This is a genomic window from Stutzerimonas sp. 21-1 (assembly GCF_056336065.1).
Genome location: NZ_CM150500.1, coordinates 2,603,960 through 2,624,848, shown reverse-complemented (window position 1 = coordinate 2,624,848; position 20,889 = coordinate 2,603,960). Strand labels below are relative to the sequence as shown.

The following is a 20,889-nucleotide window of genomic DNA, read 5'->3' as shown; positions in this document are numbered from 1 at the left end:
GCTACGTCGTGCGGTGCGGTGCTGCGCCACCCGCAGCACCGGCGCGCGTCTAACCTGAACGCTACGATCCTTCGCTGGCGAGGTCTGGATGAATAACCGCAACACTCTCGATGAATATCAGACGATCGTGCGCGCGTTGTCCGATCGGCTCGTCGATGCGCAGACTCCGGTGCGCGTGCTCGATGCGGTGAAGTGGGACGACAGTATTCGTCAGGCATTTTTCGCGGCCGGCGGGCGCGAGCTGCCGCCGGTGGACCGCGCTTATTACGAGGCGCGACCGCTGGCCTACGACTCCGGCGCGAAGAAGCAGGAATTCCAGGATATCGAGCGCGACATCACGCGTCAGCTTGGCCAGTTCAATCCGGTCGGGCAGATCATGCGGCGCATGTGTCGCGAATACCGCATGGTCATCCGCATGCTCGAGGCGCGTGGCACGCCGGACTTCGGCATGATCTCGCAGGAACTCTACGGCGCCGCATCCGATGCCTTCCACGCCGGTGACCCGACGCTCGCCGACCTCGGGCTGATGCTCTCCGATTACCTGAACAACATCGCCGATCGCAGCGACCTGAAGGACGAACCCAAGACGCTGGACGCCAAGCAGGCGGTCGCCCTGCTGCAGAAGCGCCTCGATGCGGTGTTCGGCGAGGGCGAGGGCGTGATCCGCGTGTTCGAGTCCGATGGCATCCTCGCCGACGCCGCGGCCGGCGCCGACTACATCAAGATCCGCAGCGATGCGCTGTTCAACGAGCGCGACGTGCGCGCTCTGGAAGTCCACGAGGGGCTGGTGCACGTGGGCACCACGCTCAATGGGCTCAATCAGCCGATCTGTACCTTCCTCGCCAAGGGGCCGCCGTCTTCCACCGTGACTCAGGAAGGTTTGGCGATCCTGATGGAGGTGATCGCCTTTGCCTCCTATCCGACCCGTCTGCGCAAACTCACCAACCGCACGCGAGCCATTCACATGGCCGAGGAGGGCGCCGACTTTCTCGATGTGTTCGCCTTCTTCCGCGAGCAGGGTTATGCCGACGACGAGTGCTACAGCAATGCCAGTCGCGTGTTTCGCGGCTCGACGCCCGATGGCCTGCCTTTCACCAAGGACCTGTCCTACCTGAAGGGCTTCATCATGATCTACAACTACATCCAGCTCGCGGTGCGCAAAGGCCAGCTGGAGCAGATCCCGCTGCTGTTCTGCGGCAAGACCACGCTGGAGGACATGCGCACCCTGCGCCAGCTGGTGGACGAGGGCATGGTGGTGCCGCCGCGCTACCTGCCGCAGCAGTTCCAGGACCTCAACGCGCTGTCGGCGTGGATGTGCTTCTCCAACTTCCTCAACCACCTGAGCCTGGATCGCATCGAGGCGGACTACGCCAACATCCTCTGACGCAGCAAGCGCTTCCCTCCGCCAGCGCGGTGGGTCGGTGCAGTCCGATCCACCCGGCGCAACCCACCGAAGGTACTTCCATGCCCAGCCACCAGCTCGAATACGACATCCTCGGTCAGTCCGCACAGAGCGTGGAGATCATTCTCGACCCTGGTGAGACGGTGATCGCCGAGGCCGGCGCGATGAATTACATGACCGAGGGCGTGCGTTTCGAGACGCGCATGGGCGACGGTTCGGCCAGCGGTGTGCTCGGCAAGTTGTGGGGCATGGGCAAGCGCATGCTCACCGGCGAGTCGCTGTTCCTTACTCACTTCACCAATAGCGGCAAGGGCAAGGCACGGGTGGCATTTGCTGCGCCCTATCCCGGCACGGTAGTGCCGGTGGACCTCGCCGCGCTCGGCGGCCGACTGACCTGCCAGAAGGACAGCTTTCTCTGCGCGGCCTACGGCACCCGGGTCGGCATCGCCCTGAGCAAGCGCATCGGCGCCGGTTTCTTCGGTGGTGAGGGCTTCATCCTCCAGCGCCTGGAAGGCGACGGACTGGCGTTCCTGCATGCCGGCGGCACGGTGATTCGCAAGGAGCTGAAAGACGAAACCCTGCGCCTGGACACCGGTTGCCTGGTCGCTTTCAGCGATGGCATTGATTACGACATCCAGCTTGCCGGCGGCCTGAAAAGCATGCTGTTCGGTGGGGAGGGGCTGCTGCTGACCACCCTCAAGGGCACCGGCAGCGTCTGGATCCAGAGCCTGCCGTTCTCACGGCTGGCCGAGCGTGTCTACGCGGCGACCTGGCAGGCGCGCGGCGAAACGCGGGCCGGCGGCGACTGATCCGCGCCGCCGTCCGGCGAATTTGCCACAATGCACTCCTTTTGTTTCGACGAGGCCGAGATGTCCGAACGCAATGTCATTCCGCTGATTCTCACCGCCATCGGTAGCGTGGCCGGCACCGTTGCGGTGCTGTCCTTTTACGGCTATGTACACGTCGCCAAGCCGGAAGACGCGCTGCTGCTGGCCGACTACACCATGCTCAAGACCGTTCCCGGCGAGGACTACCGTGTATCGCTGAAGCCCGCGACCCAGGTCGCGCAGTGCATCGACGGTGTGCTGGTGCTGTTCGATACCGAGCAGAAGGGCCTGACCGGTGTGCTGGTGGATAACAAGAAGCGTGCGGTGCGCTGCATGGACGCACCGCCGCCGGCTGGCGCAGCGCAGTGACGCTCCGCGCCTGGCGCGGCGATATCACCGCACTGGCGGTGGACGCCGTCGTCAACGCCGCCAACAGCTCGCTGCTGGGTGGCGGCGGCGTGGATGGCGCGATCCATCGGGCTGCGGGCCCGCAGTTGCGCGAATACTGCAGCAAACTGGGCGGCTGTGCGGTCGGTGAGGCGCGGCTGTCGCCGGGCTTTGGCCTGCCGGCGCGCTACATCATCCATACCGTGGGGCCGATCTGGCGGGGCGGTGCGCAGGGCGAACCCGAGCAGTTGGCCGCGTGCTACCGCAACAGCCTTGCGCTGGCCGAGCAGCATCGTCTGCAAAGCCTCGCCTTTCCGGCAATCAGTTGTGGGATCTACGGGTATCCGCTGGAGGCGGCGGCGCGAATCGCCGTAAGTGAGCTGCGCAGCGGGCTGGATGCTGCGGCGCATGTGCGGGAGGTGCTGCTGGTGGCGTTTTCCGCCGAGCAGGACGAGCTCTATCGGCGCCTGCTGGGCGCCTGAAGACCGCAGCCATCGCGGCTGCGGTCGGCTGGTTGCGGCGTTCAGCGCATCGAGGAACGCGGCGCAACCGGACGGTCGTCGTCGGAGATGGTCACCTCGACGCGACGGTTCATGGCGCGCCCGGACGAGGTGCTGTTGCTCGCCACCGGATAGTCCTCGCCGTAGCCGTGGCTGACGACGCGCTGCGGATCAACGCCCATCTGCACCAGCGCCATGCGCACGGCGTTGGCGCGCCGCTCCGACAGGCTCAGGTTGTAAGCATCCGAGCCGTTGCTGTCGGTGTAGCCTTCGACGATCACCTTGCGCTCGGGGTTTTCATTGAGGAAGTCGGCCAGCTTCTGCACGCTGCGCATGCCGCCGGGCTTGAGTTCGGCGCGGTCGTAGTCGAACAGCACATCGCCGAAGGTCACCAGGGTGCCGCGCTCGGTCTGCTTGGCCTGCAGGCTCTCCTGCAACTTGCGGATTTCCGCTTCGCGCGATTCCAGGCGGGCTTCGGCACGCCGCGCCGAGGCTTTTTCCAGATCCGCCTCGGCGGTGCGCAGGGCGATGGTCTGTTCGGCCACTTCGATGCGGCGCTGGGCGAGGTAGGCGAGCTGATCGACCTGTTTCTCGTCGGCGTCGTCGAGGTACGCCTTGTTGGCCTGATCGAGGGCCTTGCCGGCATCCTGGGTTTCCAGGGCGGCGAGCTTGGAGGCGCGGGCGTCGGCCTGCAGCGACGAGAAGCTGCTACGGGCTTTCTCCAGCTGCGGATTGGGTTGGTTGGCGCAGGCCACCAGGCCGATGCTCAGCGCCAGCAGGGTCGGAAGGGTAACGAGCTTGTGCATGATGGTTTCATCCTTTTGCTGAGAATGGGGCGACGGTCATGACCGGAATCACTGGACGTTGCGCATACCTTCTTCGCGCAGCTCGTTGATTCCCTGCTCGGCGTCCTCGACGGCTTTCTGCGCCTTGGCCGCCTCGGCCTTGCGCTCGGCCACGCGGGCGTCCCACTCGGCCTGCTCGGCGAGGATGCGGGCGCGCTCGAAGTCCTCCTTCTGCATGGCCAGCTCAGCTTCCTTCCACTTCTCCTGCGCGGCGCGCATTTCCACTGCGGCATACTCCGGGCCGCCAGCGCTGACGGCGCTGCGCACGGCCGATTCAGTCACTGCGAATTGCTCCTTCGGCGGATTGCCGGCACAGGCCGTGAGCAGCAGGCTACCCAGCGCGACGGCGGCAAGCTTGGGCAGATGAATGCGCGAAGCGGGCATTGAGGTTTCTGTCTTCATGGGCTCTCTCCAATGGAATCGCCTGACACGTGCGAATGGTTCATCACCCGGCGGGCACGCCTCGTGGGCCATGACTGCTGACTGCCGGGTATGTTTTTGTGAGGCCCGCTAGCGCTAATCGTTCCGTCGGAATGCGATGCCAGAGCGTGCGGCGGCCGCGATTGGCCGCCTGGGAGAGGGGTACGGCGATGCGAAATCAGTTCGCCGGCGACGACTGCTCGGCCTGCATCCGTTGCAGATGCTTGCGCGACAGGGCGAGGAAGCGCGGCGTCGGTCCGACGTCCTCGTAGACCGGGTCGCCCTGCTCGTCGGTGGCGATCACCTGGTTGCCGCGCACATACGGCAGGCTGCTTTCCACCGCTTCCAGCGCGGCGCCGACCAGCTCGCCGAGCAGAGCCTCGGTGCTGCGCCTGGGATACATCTCCGCGAGCGCCGCCAGCCGCGCAGCGCTTTCGATATCCAGCGGGATGCTGTACTGCACCGAACTCAGTGCGCCCTTGGCGTCCTTCTCCCAGTGATTGACCAGTTCCGAGATCTTCATGGTGGTACCTCGCGCCGATGTGTCGAACAGCCTGGCGCCGCACGCCTTGTCAGCAGCGGGGGCGCTAGGCACTCTGGTTGCGGATATCTTGAGCGTAGCTGCTCGATCGTCGATGCACAGGCTGGCGCCGTCGACCGCCGGCGCCAGCCCGGCCCCCAATCAGGAGAACCGCTCATGGCGAAAATCGATGCGCGTCTGCGCGAGAACGTCCACCTGCTCGGCGAGCTGCTTGGCGACACCGTGCGTGAGGAGTTGGGCACTGCGTTTTTCGACAAGATCGAACGCATCCGCAAGGGCGCCAAGGCGGCCCGGCGCGGCTCGGCCGAAGGCGCGCAGCAGCTCGCCGAGACGCTGGACAGCCTGGACGAGAGCGAACTGCTGCCGATGACCCGCGCGTTCAACCAGTTCCTCAACCTCGCCAATATCGCCGAGCAGTACCACGCCGTGCGGCGTCGGCAGGAAGGCGAGCCGGCGCCGTGCGAAAGCGGCGTGCTGCCCGAACTGCTCGAACGCCTGCAACATGCCGGGCACGCACCCGAGGCGTTGGCGCGGCAGGTCAGCGAACTGGAAATCGAGCTGGTGCTGACCGCCCACCCGACCGAGGTGTCGCGCCGCACGCTGATCCAGAAGTACGACGCCATCGCCGCGCAGCTGGCCGCCCGCGATCACACCGACCTGACCACCGCCGAGCAGGCCGGCATTCAGCTGCGCCTGCAGCGGCTGATCGCCGAGATCTGGTACACCGAGGAAATCCGCCGCAACCGCCCGACGCCGGTCGAAGAAGCCAAGTGGGGCTTCGCCGCCATCGAGCATTCGCTCTGGCAGGCGCTGCCCAACGTGCTGCGCCAGACTGACGCGGCGCTGCGCGCCAGCACCGGGCGGCCACTGCCGCTGGAGGCCGCGCCGATTCGCTTCGCCTCCTGGATGGGTGGCGATCGCGATGGCAATCCGAACGTCACCGCACCGGTGAGCCGGGAAGTGCTGCTGCTGGCGCGCGCGATGGCCGCCGACCTTTACCTGCGCGATGTCGAGGCGCTGATCACCGCGCTGTCGATGCAGACAGCCAGCGATGAACTGCTGAGCCAGTCCGGCGATACCTCGGAACCCTATCGCGTGTTGCTCAAGCGCCTGCGCGAGCGTTTGCAGGCAACGCGTGACTGGGCAAACACGGCGCTGGAACACGGCCAAGCCGCGCCGCCGGCGGTGCTGCAGGACGTCGCCGAACTGCGCGCGCCGCTGGAGCTGTGCTACCGCTCGCTGCACGCCTGTGGCATGGGCGTGATCGCCGATGGCGCGCTGCTCGACTGCCTGCGCCGGGTGGCGGCGTTCGGTCTGCACCTGGTGCGCCTGGACATTCGCCAGGATGCCGCCCGGCATGCCGCGGCGCTCGCCGAGATCACCGAGTACCTTGGCCTGGGGCGCTACGACCAGTGGGATGAAACGCAGCGGCTGGACTTCCTGCAGCAGGAGCCGGACAACCGTCGGCCGCTGCTTTCAGTGCATTTCCGGCCGTCGCCGGACACTGCCGAGGTGCTGGCCACCTGCGCGGTGATCGCGGCGGCTCCGGCGGCGTCGCTCGGTTCCTACGTCATCTCCATGGCCCATGGCGCATCCGACGTGCTGGCGGTGCAACTGCTGCTCAAGGAGTCCGGCCTACGGCGGGCCATGCGCGTGGTACCGCTGTTCGAGACGCTGGAGGATCTGGACAACGCGGCGCCAGCCATCGACCGCCTGCTGAGCCTGCCGGGCTATCGCAGCCGGTTGCAGGGGCCGCAGGAGGTGATGATCGGCTATTCCGATTCGGCCAAGGATGCCGGCACCACTGCCGCCGCGTGGGCCCAGTACCGCGCGCAGGAAAGTCTGGTAGAAGTTTGTCGTGCCCACGGCGTCGAGCTGCTGCTGTTCCATGGCCGCGGCGGCACGGTCGGCCGCGGTGGTGGCCCGGCGCATGCGGCGATTCTCTCGCAGCCGCCGGGTTCGGTTTCCGGGCGTTTCCGCACCACCGAGCAGGGCGAGATGATTCGCTTCAAGTTCGGGCTGCCGGATATCGCCGAGCAGAACCTCAACCTCTATCTGGCCGCGGTGCTCGAAGCGACGCTGCTGCCGCCGCCGATGCCCGAGCCGGGCTGGCGCGAACTGATGGACCGGCTGGCCGCCGACGGCGTGGCGGCCTATCGCAGCGTGGTGCGCGACCACCCGCAGTTCGTTGCCTATTTCCGCCAGGCGACACCCGAACTGGAGCTGGGTCGCCTGCCGCTGGGCAGCCGGCCGGCCAAGCGTCGCGAAGGCGGCGTCGAGAGCCTGCGGGCGATTCCGTGGATTTTCGCCTGGACCCAGACGCGGCTCATGCTGCCGGCCTGGCTCGGGTGGGAGGCGGCGCTCGATGGTGCGCTGGCGCGCGGCGAGGGCGAGCAGCTGGCGCAGATGCGCGCGCGCTGGCCGTTCTTCAGCACCCGTATCGATATGCTGGAGATGGTGCTGGCGAAGACCGACGCCGACATCGCCGGACGTTACGACGAGCGTCTGGTCGAGCCGCAGCTGCTCGCCCTTGGCACAGATTTACGTGACCGATTGTCGCAGGTGGTGGCCGCCGTCAAGCGGTTGACCGGTCAGTCCGAGCTGCTGGCGCACAGCCCGCAGACCCAGGAGGCGTTCAGTCTGCGCAACACCTATCTGGACCCGCTGCACCTGATGCAGATCGAACTGCTGGCGCGCTCACGACAGCAGCAGAACCCGCCGGAAAGCCCTCTGGAACAGGCTCTGCTGGTCAGTGTCGCGGGCATCGCCGCGGGCCTGCGCAATACCGGCTGAGCCTGTTTTAAGGGGCGTCACGTGGTCCGTCCAACGGTCTTTTCAGGCTGTTCGGCGTGCCCGGTGGTGGCTCGTTCGGCACGCGGGATGGCGCGCGGGGGGATATCTTGTGCCCTCCCGGTGTGCTGTGTATCGTGTTCCACCTTTTGTCGCATGGCGGCAAACCAGAATTTTTGATTCGTCGGCGAACAAGGTGCGAGCGACCGGTCGGCGAAGTCCCCTTCCAAGAAAGTCGAGGATTCATCCATGCGCGTGATTCTGCTGGGAGCACCCGGTGCCGGCAAAGGCACTCAGGCCGGTTTCATTACCAAAAAATTCGGTATTCCGCAGATCGCCACCGGCGATATGCTGCGCGCAGCGGTCAAGGCCGGCACCGAGCTGGGCCTGAAAGCCAAGAGCGTGATGGATGCGGGCGGTCTGGTCTCCGACGACCTGATCATCAACCTGGTCAAGGAGCGCATCGCTCAGCCGGACTGCGCCAACGGTTTCCTGTTCGACGGTTTCCCGCGCACTATTCCGCAGGCTGAAGCGCTGAAGGAAGCCGGCGTGCGTATCGACAACGTGGTCGAGATCGCCGTCGACGACGAAGAAATCGTCGGCCGCATCGCCGGTCGCCGCGTGCACCCGGCATCCGGCCGGGTCTACCACACCGAGCACAATCCGCCGAAGGTCGCCGGCAAGGACGACGAGACTGGCGAAGAACTGATCCAGCGCGAAGACGACAAGGAAGAGACCGTGCGTCATCGCCTGTCCGTCTACCATTCGCAGACCAAGCCGCTGGTGGACTTCTACCAGAGCCTGGCCGCTGCCGAAGGCACGCCGAAGTACAGCCGTATCGAGGGTGTCGGCTCGGTGGAAGAAATCACCGCCAAGGTGCTCGCCGCGCTGAGCTGAGCGCCGTATCACCACGCTGGCTGATGAAGGGCTCGTATCGCAGATACGGGCCTTTTTCATTTTCGAGGCTGTGGCCGCGAGTCGGCGCGTCTGTCCGCGCCCGCAACCCGGCCCGCCGAATAGGCTAGAATCGGCGCCTTTTTGATCGACCGGAACCGCCACGATGACCACTCTGCTGGCCCTGGATACTGCCACCGAAGCCTGCTCTGTCGCCCTGCTGCATGATGGCCGGGTGCTGAGTCACTACGAGGTCATTCCGCGCCTGCACGCCCAGCGCATTCTGCCGATGATCCAGACCCTGCTCGCCGAGGCTGGCATCGCGTTGTCGGCGCTGGATGCCATCGCTTTCGGTCGCGGCCCGGGCGCCTTCACCGGGGTACGCATTGCGGTCGGCGTGGTGCAGGGCCTGGCATTCGCGCTGGAGCGACCGGTGCTGCCGGTTTCCACCCTGGCGACCATTGCCCAGCGCGCCTGGCGCGAACACGGTGCCACGCAGGTGGCGGCAGCCATCGACGCACGGATGGATGAGGTCTACTGGGGCTGCTACCGCGAGCATGCGGGCGAGATGCAGCTGTGCGGTAGCGAGGCCGTGCTGCCGCCGGAACAGGCTGGTTTGCCGCGCGATGCGGCCGGCTCGTGGTTTGGCGCGGGCACCGGCTGGGGCTACGCCGCGCGCATTCCGGTCACGGTGGGCCACATGGATGCGCAGCTGTTGCCGCATGCCGAAGACCTGCTGCGGCTGGCGACATTCGCCTGGCAGCGCGGCGAGGCGGTCGAGGCCGACCAGGCGCAGCCGGTCTACCTGCGCGACAACGTGGCGACGCCCAAAGCTGGCGTCTGATGGCGGCCCGGCCCGCACGCGTATAGCCGGGCATTGCCAAAGCCCCGGTCGGTCGCTAGAGTCGGCCGGCTTTCTTTCAGGTTGAATCATGCGCGTCAACGGTCTCTCCCCGTCTCCATACCCTCTGGATCGTACTGTCCGTCCTGGCAGTGCGCCGGTGCCGTATCGCGACAGCCAGCGCGCCGCCGAGCGCCCGCGTGAGATCGACGTCAGCCCGGCCAGCGAGCATTTTCAGCAGCGCACCGGCCGCGCGCAGCAGAGCACCAGTGAGTCCGTCGCCCTCGAGAACTACCGGCCGATCCGCTACAGCGAGGCGCAGGCCGAACGTCCGCTGTCCAGTCGCGTCGCCCAGGCGCTGGCCAGCTACACCAGCACCGCGAGCTTTCGCAGCGATCCCGATGCCGCCGAAGTGCTCGGCCTCGATCTCTACGCCTGAGGCCGGCCGGCCCCGGTGAGCATTCCCTATTTCCTCGGTTGTCCGTCCTGGAGCGAAAGCGCCTGGCTGGGCTCGTTGTATCCGCCGGGAACACCTCCCGCGCAATTTCTTGCGCAGTACTGTTCGGTGTTCAACAGCGTCGAGGGCAATACCACGCTGTATGCCTGGCCGGCGGGGCAGACGATCCGCCGCTGGGCGCTGCAGATGCCCGAGGACTTTCGCTTCTGCGCCAAGCTGCCGCGGGAGATCAGCCAGGCCGACGATTTGCGCGCGGCGCTGGAGCTGGCGCAGTCGTTCAAAACGCTGCTGGCGCCGCTTGGGCGGCGGGTCACGCCGTTCTGGCTGCAGCTGCCGGCCAGTTTCGGGCCGGCGCGGCTCGCTGAACTGGCGACGCTGATCGAGGATTTCGCCGCGCCGTTGGCGGTGGAAGTGCGCCATCCGGCGTTCTTCGACAAGGGCGCGGGCGAGCGCGCGCTGAATCGCCTGCTGCGCGATCACGCCGTGGAACGCATCTGTCTGGATGCGCGGGCACTGTTCAGCTGCCGCTCGCGCGAGCCGGCGCTGCTGCACGCGCAGAGCAAGAAGCCACGGGTGCCGGTGCGGCCGGCCGCGTTCAGCGCATCGCCGCAGCTGCGCTTCATCGGCCATCCGCAGCTGGAGGCAAACGACGTCTTCATGCAGCCGTGGCTGGAACGGGTCGCTGCCTGGATCGAGGCCGGCAAGTCGCCACACGTCTACTTGCATACACCGGACAATCACCGCGCACCGGAGCTGGCGTTGCGCTTTCACACGCAGCTGCGCGAGCGTCTGCCAGGGCTGCCGGCCTTGCGTCCGCTGTATCGCGCGCCACAGCTATCGCTGCTGGACGAATAGCGGCGTCGTACTTTCGCTGAAAATTGCACTCAACTTCGGGCCGCGGCCGTTGCCTGATAGGCATGACCTTCGGCCGAATTCTGCTTCTCGTACTGGTGCTGCTGGCCGCTCTGGCATTCGCCGTTCGCCAGCAGTGGATAGAGGTTCCGCCGTCCTGGAATCCCTGGGCGCCGCTGGATGTGCGCGAACCGCCGAACCTGCTGACTCCGTTCAAGCTGCGTCGCTTGCAGGATGACCGCGCGCTGTGCGAGCAAGCGCTGGCGAGTGCGCCGCTGCGTTATGTCGCCGTGCCCGACACGACGCCGGAACCTGGCTGTCCGGTGACAAATAGCGTGCGCGTGCAGGGCTCTGCAGTGCGTTTCACTGGCCCGTTTCTGGCGACCTGCCCGTTGGCGGCGGCCTATGCGCTGTTCGAGCTGCACGGCCTGCAGCCGGCGGCACAGCGCGTGTTCGGTCAGCCGGTGGTTCGTGTCGAGCATTTCGGCAGCTTCGCCTGTCGCAACATTGCCCGCAGCAACCGACGCAGTCAGCATGCCAGCGCCAATGCGCTGGACCTCGCCGGCTTCGGCTTGCGGGACGGCACGCGCATCACCGTGGCGCGCGATTGGGCAGGCGAGGGCGACAAGGCGCGTTTCCTGCGCGAAGTGCGCGATGCGGCCTGTGAGGTGTTCAACGTCACGCTGGGGCCGCAGTACAACGCGGCGCACCATGACCACTTGCACGTCGACATGGGTGGTTTCGGCATGTGTCGCTGAGCCGTCAGCATGGGCGCCTCGCCGACGCTCTGGCACAATGCGCCGCCTTTTCGTATCGCCCAGCGAGTCCGCCATGTCTGATCATCCCCGTGTTCGTGTCGAACCGCTCGCGCCCTCGTTTGCGGCGGCGGCGCATGACTGGGCCCTCCGTCTGGACCTGCCTGAGCACGACGAGGCTGCCGGGTTCGCCCTGCAGCTCGGTGAGACGGGATTGCAGTTGCAGGTGCTCGAAGCCCAGGCGCCCGGCCCGGTGCGGGTGGATTTCGTCGAGGGCGCGGCGGCGCATCGCCGGCAGTTCGGCGGCGGCAGTGGGCAGATGATCGCCAAGGCGGTCGGCGTGCAGCCGGGCGTGCGACCGCGCGTGCTGGATGCGACCGCGGGCCTTGGGCGCGATGCCTTCGTGCTGGCGACACTGGGTTGCACGGTGGAACTGATCGAACGCCAGCCGCTGATTGCCGCGCTGCTCGAGGATGGCCTCGCGCGCGCCGCGCAGGACGGCGAAGTCGCGCCGATCGCTGCGCGGATGACCCTGCGTCAGGGCAATGCCATCGAGCTGATGCGGCAATGGACGGGCGAGCCGCCGCAGGTCATCTATCTCGATCCGATGTTCCCGCATCGCGACAAGAGTGCGCTGGTGAAGAAGGAGATGCGGCTGTTCCGCCCCTTCGTCGGCGACGATCTCGATGCTCCGGCGCTGCTGGCGGCCGCGCTGGAACTGGCCAGCCATCGGGTGGTGGTCAAGCGCCCGCGCAAGGCGCCGATCATTGACGGCGCCAAGCCGGGCTACAGCCTGGAAGGCAAGTCCAGCCGCTACGACATCTACCCGAAGAAGAAACTGCAGGGCTGAGCGTCAGCGACCGTACGCGCGCAGGAACGTCGCGACCACGTCGCGCACATGCGCCTCGTCCGACCCTGCATCGGTATCGGTGGCTTCGACGTAGCCGATCAGCAGGCGGAAGTGCCGGGCGCCCTTGATCAGCGAGCAGAAGTGTTCGGCCGCGCGCAGCGGTTCGGCGATCGTCAGCAGACCGCGCGCGTCGACCTCGGCGAACATCCGTTGCAGATCGCTCAACAGCTGCTGCGGACCGGCGTCGAAGAACATCCGCACCAGCGCCGGATTCTGCGTGGCCATTCCCACCATCACCCGATGCAGACCGATCGACTCCGGGCTGTTGACCAGCGCGTTGAAGGCCAAGCCGATAGCCAGCAGCACTGCCTCGATCCGGCAGTCGTCGGCTAGCTGGAACAGGCGGCGCGGCAGCCGGGTTTCGCAGGTTGCCTTCACGGCCGCGCAGAACAGCGCCTCCTTGTCCTTGAAGTGGCTGTACAGCGTGAGCTTGGAAACGCCGGCCTCGTTGGCGATGGCGTCCATGCTGCTGCCCTCGTAACCCTTGGCGAGAAACAGCACCTGCGCCGCGGCGAGAATCGCCTCGCGCTTGGCCGGGTCCTTTGGTCGGCCGGGGCCGGGAGAGGGGGAATGGCTGTCTATCATGATCGCTTTTAATAGTGGACTGACTGGTTCGCTATTTTTACTATACCCGGCAGTTTAGTATTCCTGCCCGCCTCGTGACAGAGGGAGTCTGCATCGTGTTCCGACAAGCCATCTCCATCGCCTCCCTGGGGAGCGTTCTGCTGCTGGCCGCCTGCGGCAACGGCGAGCCCGAGCCGCCACCGCCGCGCCCGGTGCTGGTGGTGCAGCCGCAACCGGCCAGCGCGATGCGCGAAAGCTACCCCGGCGAGGTGCATGCGCGCTACGAGCCGGAGCTGGCGTTCCGTATCGATGGCAAGGTCAGCGAGCGGCTGGTCGAGGCGGGCGACCGTGTGCGCAAGGACCAGCCGCTGGCGCGGCTCGATCCGCAGGACGTGCGCCTGCAGCTGGACGGCATGCGCGCCCAGGTCACGGCCGCCGAGGCCAACCTGCGGGTCGCCAAGGCGGAGTACGACCGCTACCGGGCGCTGCTCGGTCGCCAGCTGGTCAGCCAGTCGCAGTTCGATAGCGCCGACAATGCCTACCGCTCCGCCGCGGCGCGTCTGCAGCAGGCGCAGGCGCAGTTCGACGTGGCCAGCAACCAGGTCGATTACGCGGTGCTGCGCGCCTCGCGCGATGGCGTCATCGCGCGCCGCAGCATCGAGGTCGGCCAGGTGGTGGCGGCCGGTCAGACGGCATTCGTCCTCGCCGCAGACGGTGAGCGCGAGGTGGCGATCAACCTGCCCGAGCAAGCGCTGGAGCGTTACCGCATCGGCCAGGAAGTCGAGGTTGAACTCTGGTCGCAACCGGGGCGGCGCTATGCCGGCCAGATTCGCGAGCTGTCGCCGGCGGCCGACCCGAACACCCGGACCTATTCGGCGCGGGTCGCCTTCAGCGATCAGGATGTCCCGGCCGACCTAGGCCAGAGCGCGCTGGTGACCGTGCGCCGCGCGGCGAAAGTGCCGCTGGCCGTGCCGCTGTCGGCGATCAGCGCCGAACGCGAGCAGGCCTTCGTCTGGCGTGTGCGCAACGACTCGACGTTGCAGCGGGTGGCGGTGCGCACCGGCCCCTATGGCGAGCGGCTGGTGCCGGTACTCGAAGGGCTGCAGGCCGATGACTGGATCGTCATGGCCGGCGTGCAGCTGCTCAGCGAAGGGCAGCCGGTGCGTCCGGTCGATCGCGACAACCGCCCGGTCGAGCTGGCCCCGCAGGAGTAGCCACGATGCGCTTCAACCTTTCCGCCTGGGCGTTGCACAACCGCCAGGTCGTGGTCTACCTGATGTTGCTGGTCGCCGTCGTCGGCGTGCTGTCCTACGGCAAGCTGGGGCAGAGCGAAGACCCGCCGTTCACCTTCAAGGCGATGGTGATCCAGACGCAGTGGCCGGGCGCCACCGCCGAGGAAGTGTCGCGCCAGGTCACCGAGCGCATCGAGAAGAAGCTGATGGAGACCGGCGAGTACGAGCGCATCGTGTCGTTCTCGCGCCCCGGCGAATCCAACGTCACCTTCATGGCGCGCGACTCGCTGCGCTCCAAGGACATTCCCGAGCTCTGGTACCAGATTCGCAAGAAGATCGGCGATATCCGCCACACCTTGCCGCCGGGCATTCAGGGACCGTTCTTCAACGACGAGTTCGGCACCACTTTCGGCAATATCTACGCGCTGACCGGCAAGGGCTTCGACTACGCCGTGCTCAAGGATTACGCCGACCGCATCCAGCTGCAGCTGCAGCGGGTCAAGAGCGTCGGCAAGGTCGAGCTGATCGGCCTGCAGGACGAGAAGATCTGGATCGAGCTGTCCAACGTCAAGCTGGCGACCCTCGGCGTCCCGCTGGAAGCGGTGCATCAGGCGTTGCAGGCGCAGAACGCGGTGAGCGCGGCGGGCTTCGTCGAAACGCCGAGCGAGCGCGTGCAGCTGCGCGTCAGCGGCAATTTCACCACCGCCGAGCAGATTCGCGATTTCCCCATCCGCTTCGAGGGCCGCACCTTCCGTCTTGGCGACGTGGCTGAGGTTCGCCGCGGCTTCAACGAGCCGCCGGCGCCGCGCATGCGGTTCATGGGCGAACCGGCGCTGGGGCTGGCGGTGTCGATGAAGGCGGGCGGCGACATCCTCATGCTCGGCGAGGCGCTGGAGCAGGAGTTCGCCCGGCTGCAGCAGGAGCTGCCGGTGGGCATGCAGCTGCGCAAGGTCTCCGACCAGCCGGCAGCGGTGAAGACCGGCGTCGGCGAATTCGTCCGGGTGCTGATCGAGGCGCTGGCGATCGTCCTGCTGGTGAGCTTCTTCTCGCTCGGCATGCGCACTGGGCTGGTGGTGGCGTTGTCGATTCCGCTGGTGCTGGCGATGACTTTCGCCACCATGCATTACCTGGACATCGGCCTGCACAAGATTTCCCTCGGCGCCCTGGTGCTGGCGTTGGGGCTGCTGGTAGACGACGCGATCATTGCCGTGGAGATGATGGCGATCAAGATGGAGCAGGGCTACGACCGGCTCAAGGCCGCGAGCTTCGCCTGGACCAGTACGGCGTTCCCGATGCTGACCGGCACGCTGATCACCGCCGCCGGCTTCCTGCCGATCGCCACCGCCAATTCCAGCACCGGCGAATACACCCGCTCGATCTTCCAGGTGGTGACCATCGCACTGGTCGCCTCCTGGATTGCAGCGGTGACCTTCGTCCCGCTGCTCGGCGACAAACTGCTGCCGGATCTCGCCGCGCGAGCCGCCCGCAAGCACGGCGCTGGCAGCGGCGGCCACGACCCGTATTCGACAGCCTTCTACCAGCGTGTGCGGCGCGTGGTGGCGCTGTGCGTGCGCCGGCGCAAGACGGTGATCGTGCTGACGCTGGCGGCGTTCGTCGCGGCGGTGGCGCTGTTCCGGCTGGTGCCGCAGCAGTTCTTTCCGGCGTCCGGGCGGCTGGAGCTGATGGTCGACCTCAAGCTCGCCGAGGGCGCGTCGCTGAAGGCCACCGAGGCGGAGGTCCGGCGGCTGGAGGCGATGCTCAAGGATCGTGCGGGAATCGACAACTACGTGGCCTACGTCGGCACCGGCTCGCCGCGCTTCTACCTGCCGCTCGACCAGCAACTGCCGGCGACCAGCTTTGCCCAGTTCGTCGTGCTGGCGCAGAGCATCGAGGCGCGCGAGGAGCTGCGCGGCTGGCTGATCGAGCGCCTGCGCGAGGATTTCAGCGCGCTGCGTGGGCGGGTGACGCGGCTGGAAAACGGCCCGCCGGTGGGCTATCCGGTGCAGTTTCGCGTAACCGGCGAACACATCGATGTAGTGCGCGCCCACGCCCGGCAGGTCGCGGCGAAGGTCGCGGAGAATCCGCACGTCGCCAACGTGCATCTGGACTGGCAGGAGCCGAGCAAGAAGGTGTTGCTCGACGTCGATCAGGACCGCGCCCGCGCGCTGGGTGTCAGCACCGCCGAGCTGTCGGAATTCCTGCGGCGCACCTTCATCGGCAGCAGCGTCAGCCAGTTCCGCGAGGACAACGAGCTGATAGAGATCCTGCTGCGTGGCACCGAGCGCGAGCGCCTCGAGCTGTCGATGCTGCCCAGCCTGGCCATTCCCACCGCCAGCGGCCGCAGCGTACCGCTGGCGCAGGTGGCAACGCTGGAGTACGGCTTCGAGGAGGGCGTGATCTGGCACCGCAACCGCCTGCCGACGGTCACGGTGCGTGCCGACGTGTATGGCGATCAGCAGCCGGCCTCGCTGGTGCGGCAGATCGAGCCGACGCTGGCGGACATCCGCGCGCAGTTGCCCAGCGGCTATCTGCTGGAGGTCGGTGGTACCGTCGAGGATTCCGAGCGCGGGCAGCGTTCGGTGAACGCCGGCCTGCCGCTGTTCGTGCTGGTGGTGGTGACGCTGCTGATGGTGCAGCTCAGGAGCTTCTCGCGCTCGGCGATGGTGTTCCTCACCGCGCCGCTGGGCATCATCGGCGTCACGCTGTTCCTGTTGCTGTTCCGTCAGCCGTTCGGCTTCGTCGCGATGCTCGGCACCATCGCGCTGTCGGGGATGATCATGCGCAACTCGGTGATCCTGGTGGACCAGATCGAGCAGGACATCGGCGCCGGGCACGACCGCTTCAACGCGATCATCGATGCCACCGTGCGGCGTTTCCGGCCGATCGTGCTGACCGCGCTGGCCTCGGTGCTGGCGATGATTCCGCTGTCGCGCAGCATCTTCTTCGGGCCGATGGCCGTGGCGATCATGGGTGGGTTGATCGTCGCCACGGCGCTGACGCTGCTGTTCCTGCCGGCGCTCTACGCGGCGTGGTTCCGCGTGCGCGAGACGGAAGCCAAACCCGCCTGATTCAGTCGGATGCGCGGATGCCGGCGGCTGCGAGCAGCTGCTCGGCCGCCACCCGGGCGTCCCGGGCCTGTTCGCCCGGCCCTTCGATGTGCGCCATGCTCAGCGCGCCTTCGAGCAGGTATTGCAGCTGGCGTGCAAGCTGCGCGGGCGCCGGTGCATCGAGGCGCTCCAGCAGCTCGCGCAGGTAGGTCTGCAGCTCGGCCTTGTAGGCGGCCGAGCGGCGGTGAATGGGGTGATCGCGGTCGTGATACTCCGCGGCGGCGTTGACGAACAGGCAGCCGCAGAAGCGCCCGTCGCCGTGGATCATGCCGTGCAGGCCATCGAATATTCCCAGCAGCGCCGCGCGCGGCGGCAGCTTCGCGGCCCTTTCCCGCAGGCGCGCGAGCATCGTCTCGTGGCGTGCGTCGAGCACGGCGACAATCAGCTCATCCTTCGATTTGAAGTGCTTGTACAGGGTCATCTTGGCCACGCCGGATTCGGCCAGAATCCGGTCGATGCCCGTGGCGTGATAGCCGTCGCGATAGAACAGGTCTTCGGCGGTGCTGAGCAGCTGGTCGCGCTTGTTCGATGCCATGAGTGCCTCCTTCGGAACGGCCATTATGCGCGAGCGTTCGCTGCGCGCTCCAGTTGCCATCCGTTGGTCATCTTTGTGCTTGAAGTGTACAGACAGGTCTGTCTATTATCCAGTGCACAACAACCGAGAGGGCATGACCATGAAACTCCACGACATGACGCTGTCCGGCAATTGCCACAAGGTGCGCCTGTTCCTCAGCCTGATCGGCCAGCCTGTCGAACTGATCCCGGTCGATCTGCTGAAGGGCGAGCAGAAGCAGCCGGCGTTTCGCACAATCAATCCGCGCGGGCAGGTGCCTGCGTTGGAAGATGGCGAGTTCCGCCTGGGCGATGCGCAGGCAATCCTGGTCTACCTGGCACGGCGCTATGCCGATGAGCGCTGGTACCCGCTGGATGCCGAGGCGCAGGGCAGGATCGCCGGCTGGCTGAGCTTCGCCGCCAATGAAACGCAGCACGGCCCGGCCACGGTGCGGGTGGGCAAGCTGTTCGGCATGCCGATCGATGCGGAGCTGGCGCAGGCCCGCGCGCTGAGCGCGTTGCGCGTCCTCGAACGGCATTTGGCCGTGCATAACTGGCTCGCGGAAACGGCGCAGTCGACCATCGCCGACATCGCTGTGTATCCCAACGTTGCGCTGGGCGGCGACGGCGGTCTGGACCTCAGCCAGTATCCGGCGCTGCAAGCCTGGTTCGCCCGCATCCGCGCGCTGCCCGGCTATGTCGGCATGCCTGGGTTGTAAGGCCGTGTTCGCGCGAAACGGCCGGGCGCCTGCCAAGCGCTACCGCTTGCCAACCGGGGCGGCACGGCTACTGGGGCTGCTTGCGGTGCTGATGTTCGGCCTGGTGGGCAGCGCGGCGGCTGCCGACGGGTTGCGCTTCAGCCTGGTCAAGACGGCGCAGAGCGACACCCGAAGCGAGTACTCCTGGCGTCGTGGCGGCTGGCAGCAGCCGCCGCCGGTCAACCACTTGGCGATCCTCATTGAGCATGGCCAGACTCGCTTGCTGTTCGGCACCGGGCTGGGGCGCCAGATCGACGCCCAGGTGGACGCCGAGGTGCCGTGGCGCAGCAAGCATTACGGCGAGGTGCACGCGGTACGCGATCAGCTCGAGCGCGACGGCCTGACGGTCGATCGCATTCTGCTCGGCTGCGTGCGCTGGGAGCACGCGTCCGGGCTGGCCGATTATCCGGAGGTGCCCGTCGCGGCCAGCGCCGACAGTCTGCGCTATCTGCGTGCGGCGACACCGCCTGCGGTGTTGCCGAGCCAGTTCCGTCACGCGGTTCGCTGGCAGACGCTGCAGTTCGAGTCCGGACCGTATCTTGGCTATGCGCAGAGCCTTGACCTGTTCGGTGATGGTGCGCTGGTGCTGGTGCCGCTGGAAGGGCACGGCGCGCTCGGGGTGTTCCTGACGTTGGCCGACGGTCGCCGGTTCTTCTTCCGGGGCGACGGCGAACCCGCGCAGCGACCTGAGGCGGCAGCGGCCGTTGCAGCGCTGGCGGACGGTCCTGCGCAGGCCGCACTGGGCTTCTATCCACGCTGGATCGAGTGAGGGCGGGGCACCATAAAAGAACCGCGCGAACAGCTTCCATTTAGGCAATGCGTTGCCCGGCGGATTAAGCCATGATGTGCCAAACGTGAAGACTGCGTCACAGTCTGATTGGCCAATCGTGCCGAAGAGCCGAAGCAGGTCTGCCGCGATGAAAACGGAAAACTACGAGCCGCTGGCGAGTGTCATCGATCTGTTGCTCGACGCCATCTGCGTCGTCGATGCGCAGGGCAATTTCGTTTTCGTCAGTGCGGCCTGCGAGCGCATCTTCGGCTATACGCCGGCGGAGATGCTTGGCAAGCGGATGATCGAGATGGTCTATCCCGAGGACCGGGCGCGTACCCTGGCCGCGGCGGAAGAGGTGATGGTCGGCCAGCCGCTGCTGCATTTCGAGAACCGCTACGTGCGCAAGGACGGCACGGTCGTGCACATTATGTGGTCGGCCTGCTGGTCGACCGACAACAAGCTGCGCATCGGCGTGGCGCGCGACATCACCCGGCGCAAGCAGTCCGAAGCGATGCAGGCGGCGCTCTATTCGATCTCCGAAGCGGCGCACGCGGCCAAGGACCTTGCCGCGCTGTATCAGCAGATTCACCTGACCGTGGCTCAGCTGCTGCCGGTCGACGATTTCATCGTCGCCATTCGTGATTCCGTCAGCGGCGAGCTGGGCTATCCCTATCAGGCGCTCGCCCCCGATTCGCTGGCCACACCGTCGGAGCCGGCGGCTTCCCTGTGTTTTTCCGTGCTGCACGGCGGCCAGCCGCTGCGCTTCAATGCGCAATCGGTGCCAATGCTGGTGCTGCCGTTGAACAGCGCCGATGCGGCCTGCTGGCTGGGCGTGCCACTCAACTCGAGCGAAGGCGTGATCGGCGTGCTGCTGCTGAAGAGCAAAGGCGTACCGTACACCGAGAAAGACCAGGAGCTGCTGCAGTTCGTGTCCACCCAGGTGGTCACCGCCATCGAGCGCAAGCAGCTGTACGCACGTCTGCAGCGCATGGCCCAGTACGACGAACTGACCGGCGTGCCGAATCGTGCCTGCTTCGCCGACCGCCTGGGCTCGGCGCTGGCACGGGTGCGGCGCAACGGTGGACGGTTCGCCTTGCTCTACATCGATCTGGATCGCTTCAAGCAGGTCAACGACAGCTTCGGCCACAGTGCCGGCGACCATCTGCTGCGGGCGGTCGCCGAACGCCTGGTGCACTGCGTGCGCGACAGCGATACGGTCGCCCGGCTGGGTGGGGACGAATTCGTGGTGTTGCTGGAAAGCATCGCGCATCCGGCGGATGCCGAGCGGGTCGTCGACAAGATTCGCGCCGCGTTCGAGCAGCCGGTTGACCTTGTCAGCCACCAGCTGGTTGCCGGTCTAAGCATCGGCATCGCGCATTACCCCGAGGACGGCGAGGCCGAGGCGCAACTGCTCAAGCAGGCCGACGACCGCATGTACCTGATAAAGGCGCGCCGTCGCCAGCAGCCGCTGGATTGCGCCTGA

22 protein-coding genes are annotated in these 20,889 nt (G+C 66.8%); 16 read left to right on the top strand and 6 right to left on the bottom strand.

Going from position 1 to position 20,889, the window contains the following annotated elements; all coding sequences use genetic code 11:
• The first annotated feature begins 88 nt into the window (after positions 1 to 88).
• The 4 genes from AC0ZJQ_RS12655 to AC0ZJQ_RS12640 all read left to right on the top strand — a co-directional run bounded on the left by AC0ZJQ_RS12655 (position 89) and on the right by AC0ZJQ_RS12640 (position 3,098).
• The gene (locus tag AC0ZJQ_RS12655; protein WP_008570402.1) at positions 89 to 1,384 is read left to right on the top strand and encodes a flavohemoglobin expression-modulating QEGLA motif protein; all 1,296 of its coding nucleotides are present in this window, start codon (positions 89 to 91) and stop codon (positions 1,382 to 1,384) included.
• 80 nt (positions 1,385 to 1,464) lie between these two features.
• The gene (locus AC0ZJQ_RS12650) at positions 1,465 to 2,211 is read left to right on the top strand and encodes a TIGR00266 family protein (protein WP_102829634.1); all 747 of its coding nucleotides are present in this window, start codon (positions 1,465 to 1,467) and stop codon (positions 2,209 to 2,211) included.
• Positions 2,212 to 2,271: 60 nt separating this feature from the next.
• Entirely contained in the window at positions 2,272 to 2,598 is a 327-nt protein-coding gene (locus tag AC0ZJQ_RS12645) for a PA3694 family proteiin (RefSeq protein WP_037020796.1), read from the top strand.
• On the top strand, positions 2,595 to 3,098 hold the full coding sequence (locus tag AC0ZJQ_RS12640; RefSeq protein WP_008570398.1) for an O-acetyl-ADP-ribose deacetylase: 504 nt from the start codon (positions 2,595 to 2,597) through the stop codon (positions 3,096 to 3,098). Before AC0ZJQ_RS12645 ends, AC0ZJQ_RS12640 begins: the two co-directional genes overlap by 4 nt.
• Before the next feature lie 41 nt (positions 3,099 to 3,139).
• Here the strand turns inward: AC0ZJQ_RS12640 and lptF are convergent, their stop codons facing one another.
• The 3 genes from lptF to AC0ZJQ_RS12625 form a co-directional block, all read right to left on the bottom strand.
• The gene (lptF, locus tag AC0ZJQ_RS12635) at positions 3,140 to 3,922 is read right to left on the bottom strand and encodes a lipotoxin F family OmpA-related lipoprotein LptF (RefSeq protein WP_043297258.1); all 783 of its coding nucleotides are present in this window, start codon (positions 3,920 to 3,922) and stop codon (positions 3,140 to 3,142) included.
• Positions 3,923 to 3,970: 48 nt separating this feature from the next.
• Positions 3,971 to 4,363, bottom strand: coding sequence for a DUF4398 domain-containing protein (locus AC0ZJQ_RS12630; protein ID WP_037020793.1), 393 nt, complete (start codon positions 4,361 to 4,363; stop codon positions 3,971 to 3,973).
• 196 nt (positions 4,364 to 4,559) lie between these two features.
• Entirely contained in the window at positions 4,560 to 4,904 is a 345-nt protein-coding gene (locus AC0ZJQ_RS12625) for a hypothetical protein (RefSeq protein ID WP_008570395.1), read from the bottom strand.
• A gap of 174 nt (positions 4,905 to 5,078) precedes the next feature.
• Here AC0ZJQ_RS12625 and ppc point away from each other — a divergent pair, with 174 nt between their 5' ends.
• Entirely contained in the window at positions 5,079 to 7,715 is a 2,637-nt protein-coding gene (gene ppc, locus AC0ZJQ_RS12620; protein ID WP_476476771.1) for a phosphoenolpyruvate carboxylase, read from the top strand.
• A 17-nt stretch (positions 7,716 to 7,732) separates the two neighbouring features.
• On the opposite strand, the gene AC0ZJQ_RS12615 is transcribed toward ppc, so the two are convergent.
• Positions 7,733 to 7,963: a hypothetical protein gene (locus AC0ZJQ_RS12615; RefSeq protein ID WP_152414122.1), complete on the bottom strand. Its 231-nt coding sequence runs from the start codon at positions 7,961 to 7,963 to the stop codon at positions 7,733 to 7,735.
• Here AC0ZJQ_RS12615 and adk point away from each other — a divergent pair.
• From adk to AC0ZJQ_RS12585, 6 genes are all read left to right on the top strand, one after another.
• The gene (adk, locus tag AC0ZJQ_RS12610; RefSeq protein WP_008570394.1) at positions 7,962 to 8,609 is read left to right on the top strand and encodes an adenylate kinase; all 648 of its coding nucleotides are present in this window, start codon (positions 7,962 to 7,964) and stop codon (positions 8,607 to 8,609) included. The two genes, AC0ZJQ_RS12615 and adk, sit on opposite strands and share 2 nt — an antisense overlap.
• 163 nt (positions 8,610 to 8,772) lie before the next feature.
• A complete protein-coding gene (gene tsaB, locus AC0ZJQ_RS12605) occupies positions 8,773 to 9,450 on the top strand; it encodes a tRNA (adenosine(37)-N6)-threonylcarbamoyltransferase complex dimerization subunit type 1 TsaB (RefSeq protein ID WP_213663753.1) in 678 nt (225 codons plus the stop codon).
• A gap of 88 nt (positions 9,451 to 9,538) precedes the next feature.
• The gene (locus AC0ZJQ_RS12600) at positions 9,539 to 9,886 is read left to right on the top strand and encodes a hypothetical protein (protein ID WP_037020791.1); all 348 of its coding nucleotides are present in this window, start codon (positions 9,539 to 9,541) and stop codon (positions 9,884 to 9,886) included.
• A gap of 75 nt (positions 9,887 to 9,961) precedes the next feature.
• A complete protein-coding gene (locus tag AC0ZJQ_RS12595) occupies positions 9,962 to 10,759 on the top strand; it encodes a DUF72 domain-containing protein (RefSeq protein WP_256663180.1) in 798 nt (265 codons plus the stop codon).
• A 62-nt stretch (positions 10,760 to 10,821) separates the two neighbouring features.
• Positions 10,822 to 11,514, top strand: a complete 693-nt coding sequence (locus AC0ZJQ_RS12590; RefSeq protein WP_476476770.1) for an extensin-like domain-containing protein — start codon at positions 10,822 to 10,824, stop codon at positions 11,512 to 11,514.
• Positions 11,515 to 11,587: 73 nt separating this feature from the next.
• Positions 11,588 to 12,361, top strand: coding sequence for a class I SAM-dependent methyltransferase (locus tag AC0ZJQ_RS12585; protein WP_476476769.1), 774 nt, complete (start codon positions 11,588 to 11,590; stop codon positions 12,359 to 12,361).
• A 3-nt stretch (positions 12,362 to 12,364) separates the two neighbouring features.
• Here AC0ZJQ_RS12585 and AC0ZJQ_RS12580 read toward each other — a convergent pair whose 3' ends face one another.
• Positions 12,365 to 13,006 (bottom strand): TetR/AcrR family transcriptional regulator, encoded by a 642-nt coding sequence (locus tag AC0ZJQ_RS12580; RefSeq protein WP_476476768.1) that lies wholly within the window; start codon positions 13,004 to 13,006, stop codon positions 12,365 to 12,367.
• A gap of 95 nt (positions 13,007 to 13,101) precedes the next feature.
• On the opposite strand from AC0ZJQ_RS12580, the gene AC0ZJQ_RS12575 reads away from it, so the two are divergent.
• Entirely contained in the window at positions 13,102 to 14,199 is a 1,098-nt protein-coding gene (locus AC0ZJQ_RS12575) for an efflux RND transporter periplasmic adaptor subunit (RefSeq protein WP_102829624.1), read from the top strand.
• 5 nt (positions 14,200 to 14,204) lie between these two features.
• Positions 14,205 to 17,285, top strand: a complete 3,081-nt coding sequence (locus tag AC0ZJQ_RS12570) for an efflux RND transporter permease subunit (protein WP_476476767.1) — start codon at positions 14,205 to 14,207, stop codon at positions 17,283 to 17,285.
• Between the two features lies 1 nt (position 17,286).
• Here AC0ZJQ_RS12570 and AC0ZJQ_RS12565 read toward each other — a convergent pair whose 3' ends face one another.
• On the bottom strand, positions 17,287 to 17,859 hold the full coding sequence (locus tag AC0ZJQ_RS12565; protein WP_155550393.1) for a TetR/AcrR family transcriptional regulator: 573 nt from the start codon (positions 17,857 to 17,859) through the stop codon (positions 17,287 to 17,289).
• Positions 17,860 to 17,998: 139 nt separating this feature from the next.
• Between AC0ZJQ_RS12565 and AC0ZJQ_RS12560 the strand changes: the two genes are divergently transcribed.
• The 3 genes from AC0ZJQ_RS12560 to AC0ZJQ_RS12550 all read left to right on the top strand — a co-directional run bounded on the left by AC0ZJQ_RS12560 (position 17,999) and on the right by AC0ZJQ_RS12550 (position 20,889).
• Entirely contained in the window at positions 17,999 to 18,595 is a 597-nt protein-coding gene (locus AC0ZJQ_RS12560; RefSeq protein ID WP_155550621.1) for a glutathione S-transferase family protein, read from the top strand.
• Between the two features lie 91 nt (positions 18,596 to 18,686).
• Positions 18,687 to 19,403 carry an MBL fold metallo-hydrolase gene (locus AC0ZJQ_RS12555; RefSeq protein WP_155550622.1) on the top strand — a complete coding sequence of 239 codons (717 nt, stop codon included), beginning with the start codon at positions 18,687 to 18,689 and terminating at the stop codon, positions 19,401 to 19,403.
• A gap of 148 nt (positions 19,404 to 19,551) precedes the next feature.
• The gene (locus AC0ZJQ_RS12550; RefSeq protein WP_155550394.1) at positions 19,552 to 20,889 is read left to right on the top strand and encodes a GGDEF domain-containing protein; all 1,338 of its coding nucleotides are present in this window, start codon (positions 19,552 to 19,554) and stop codon (positions 20,887 to 20,889) included.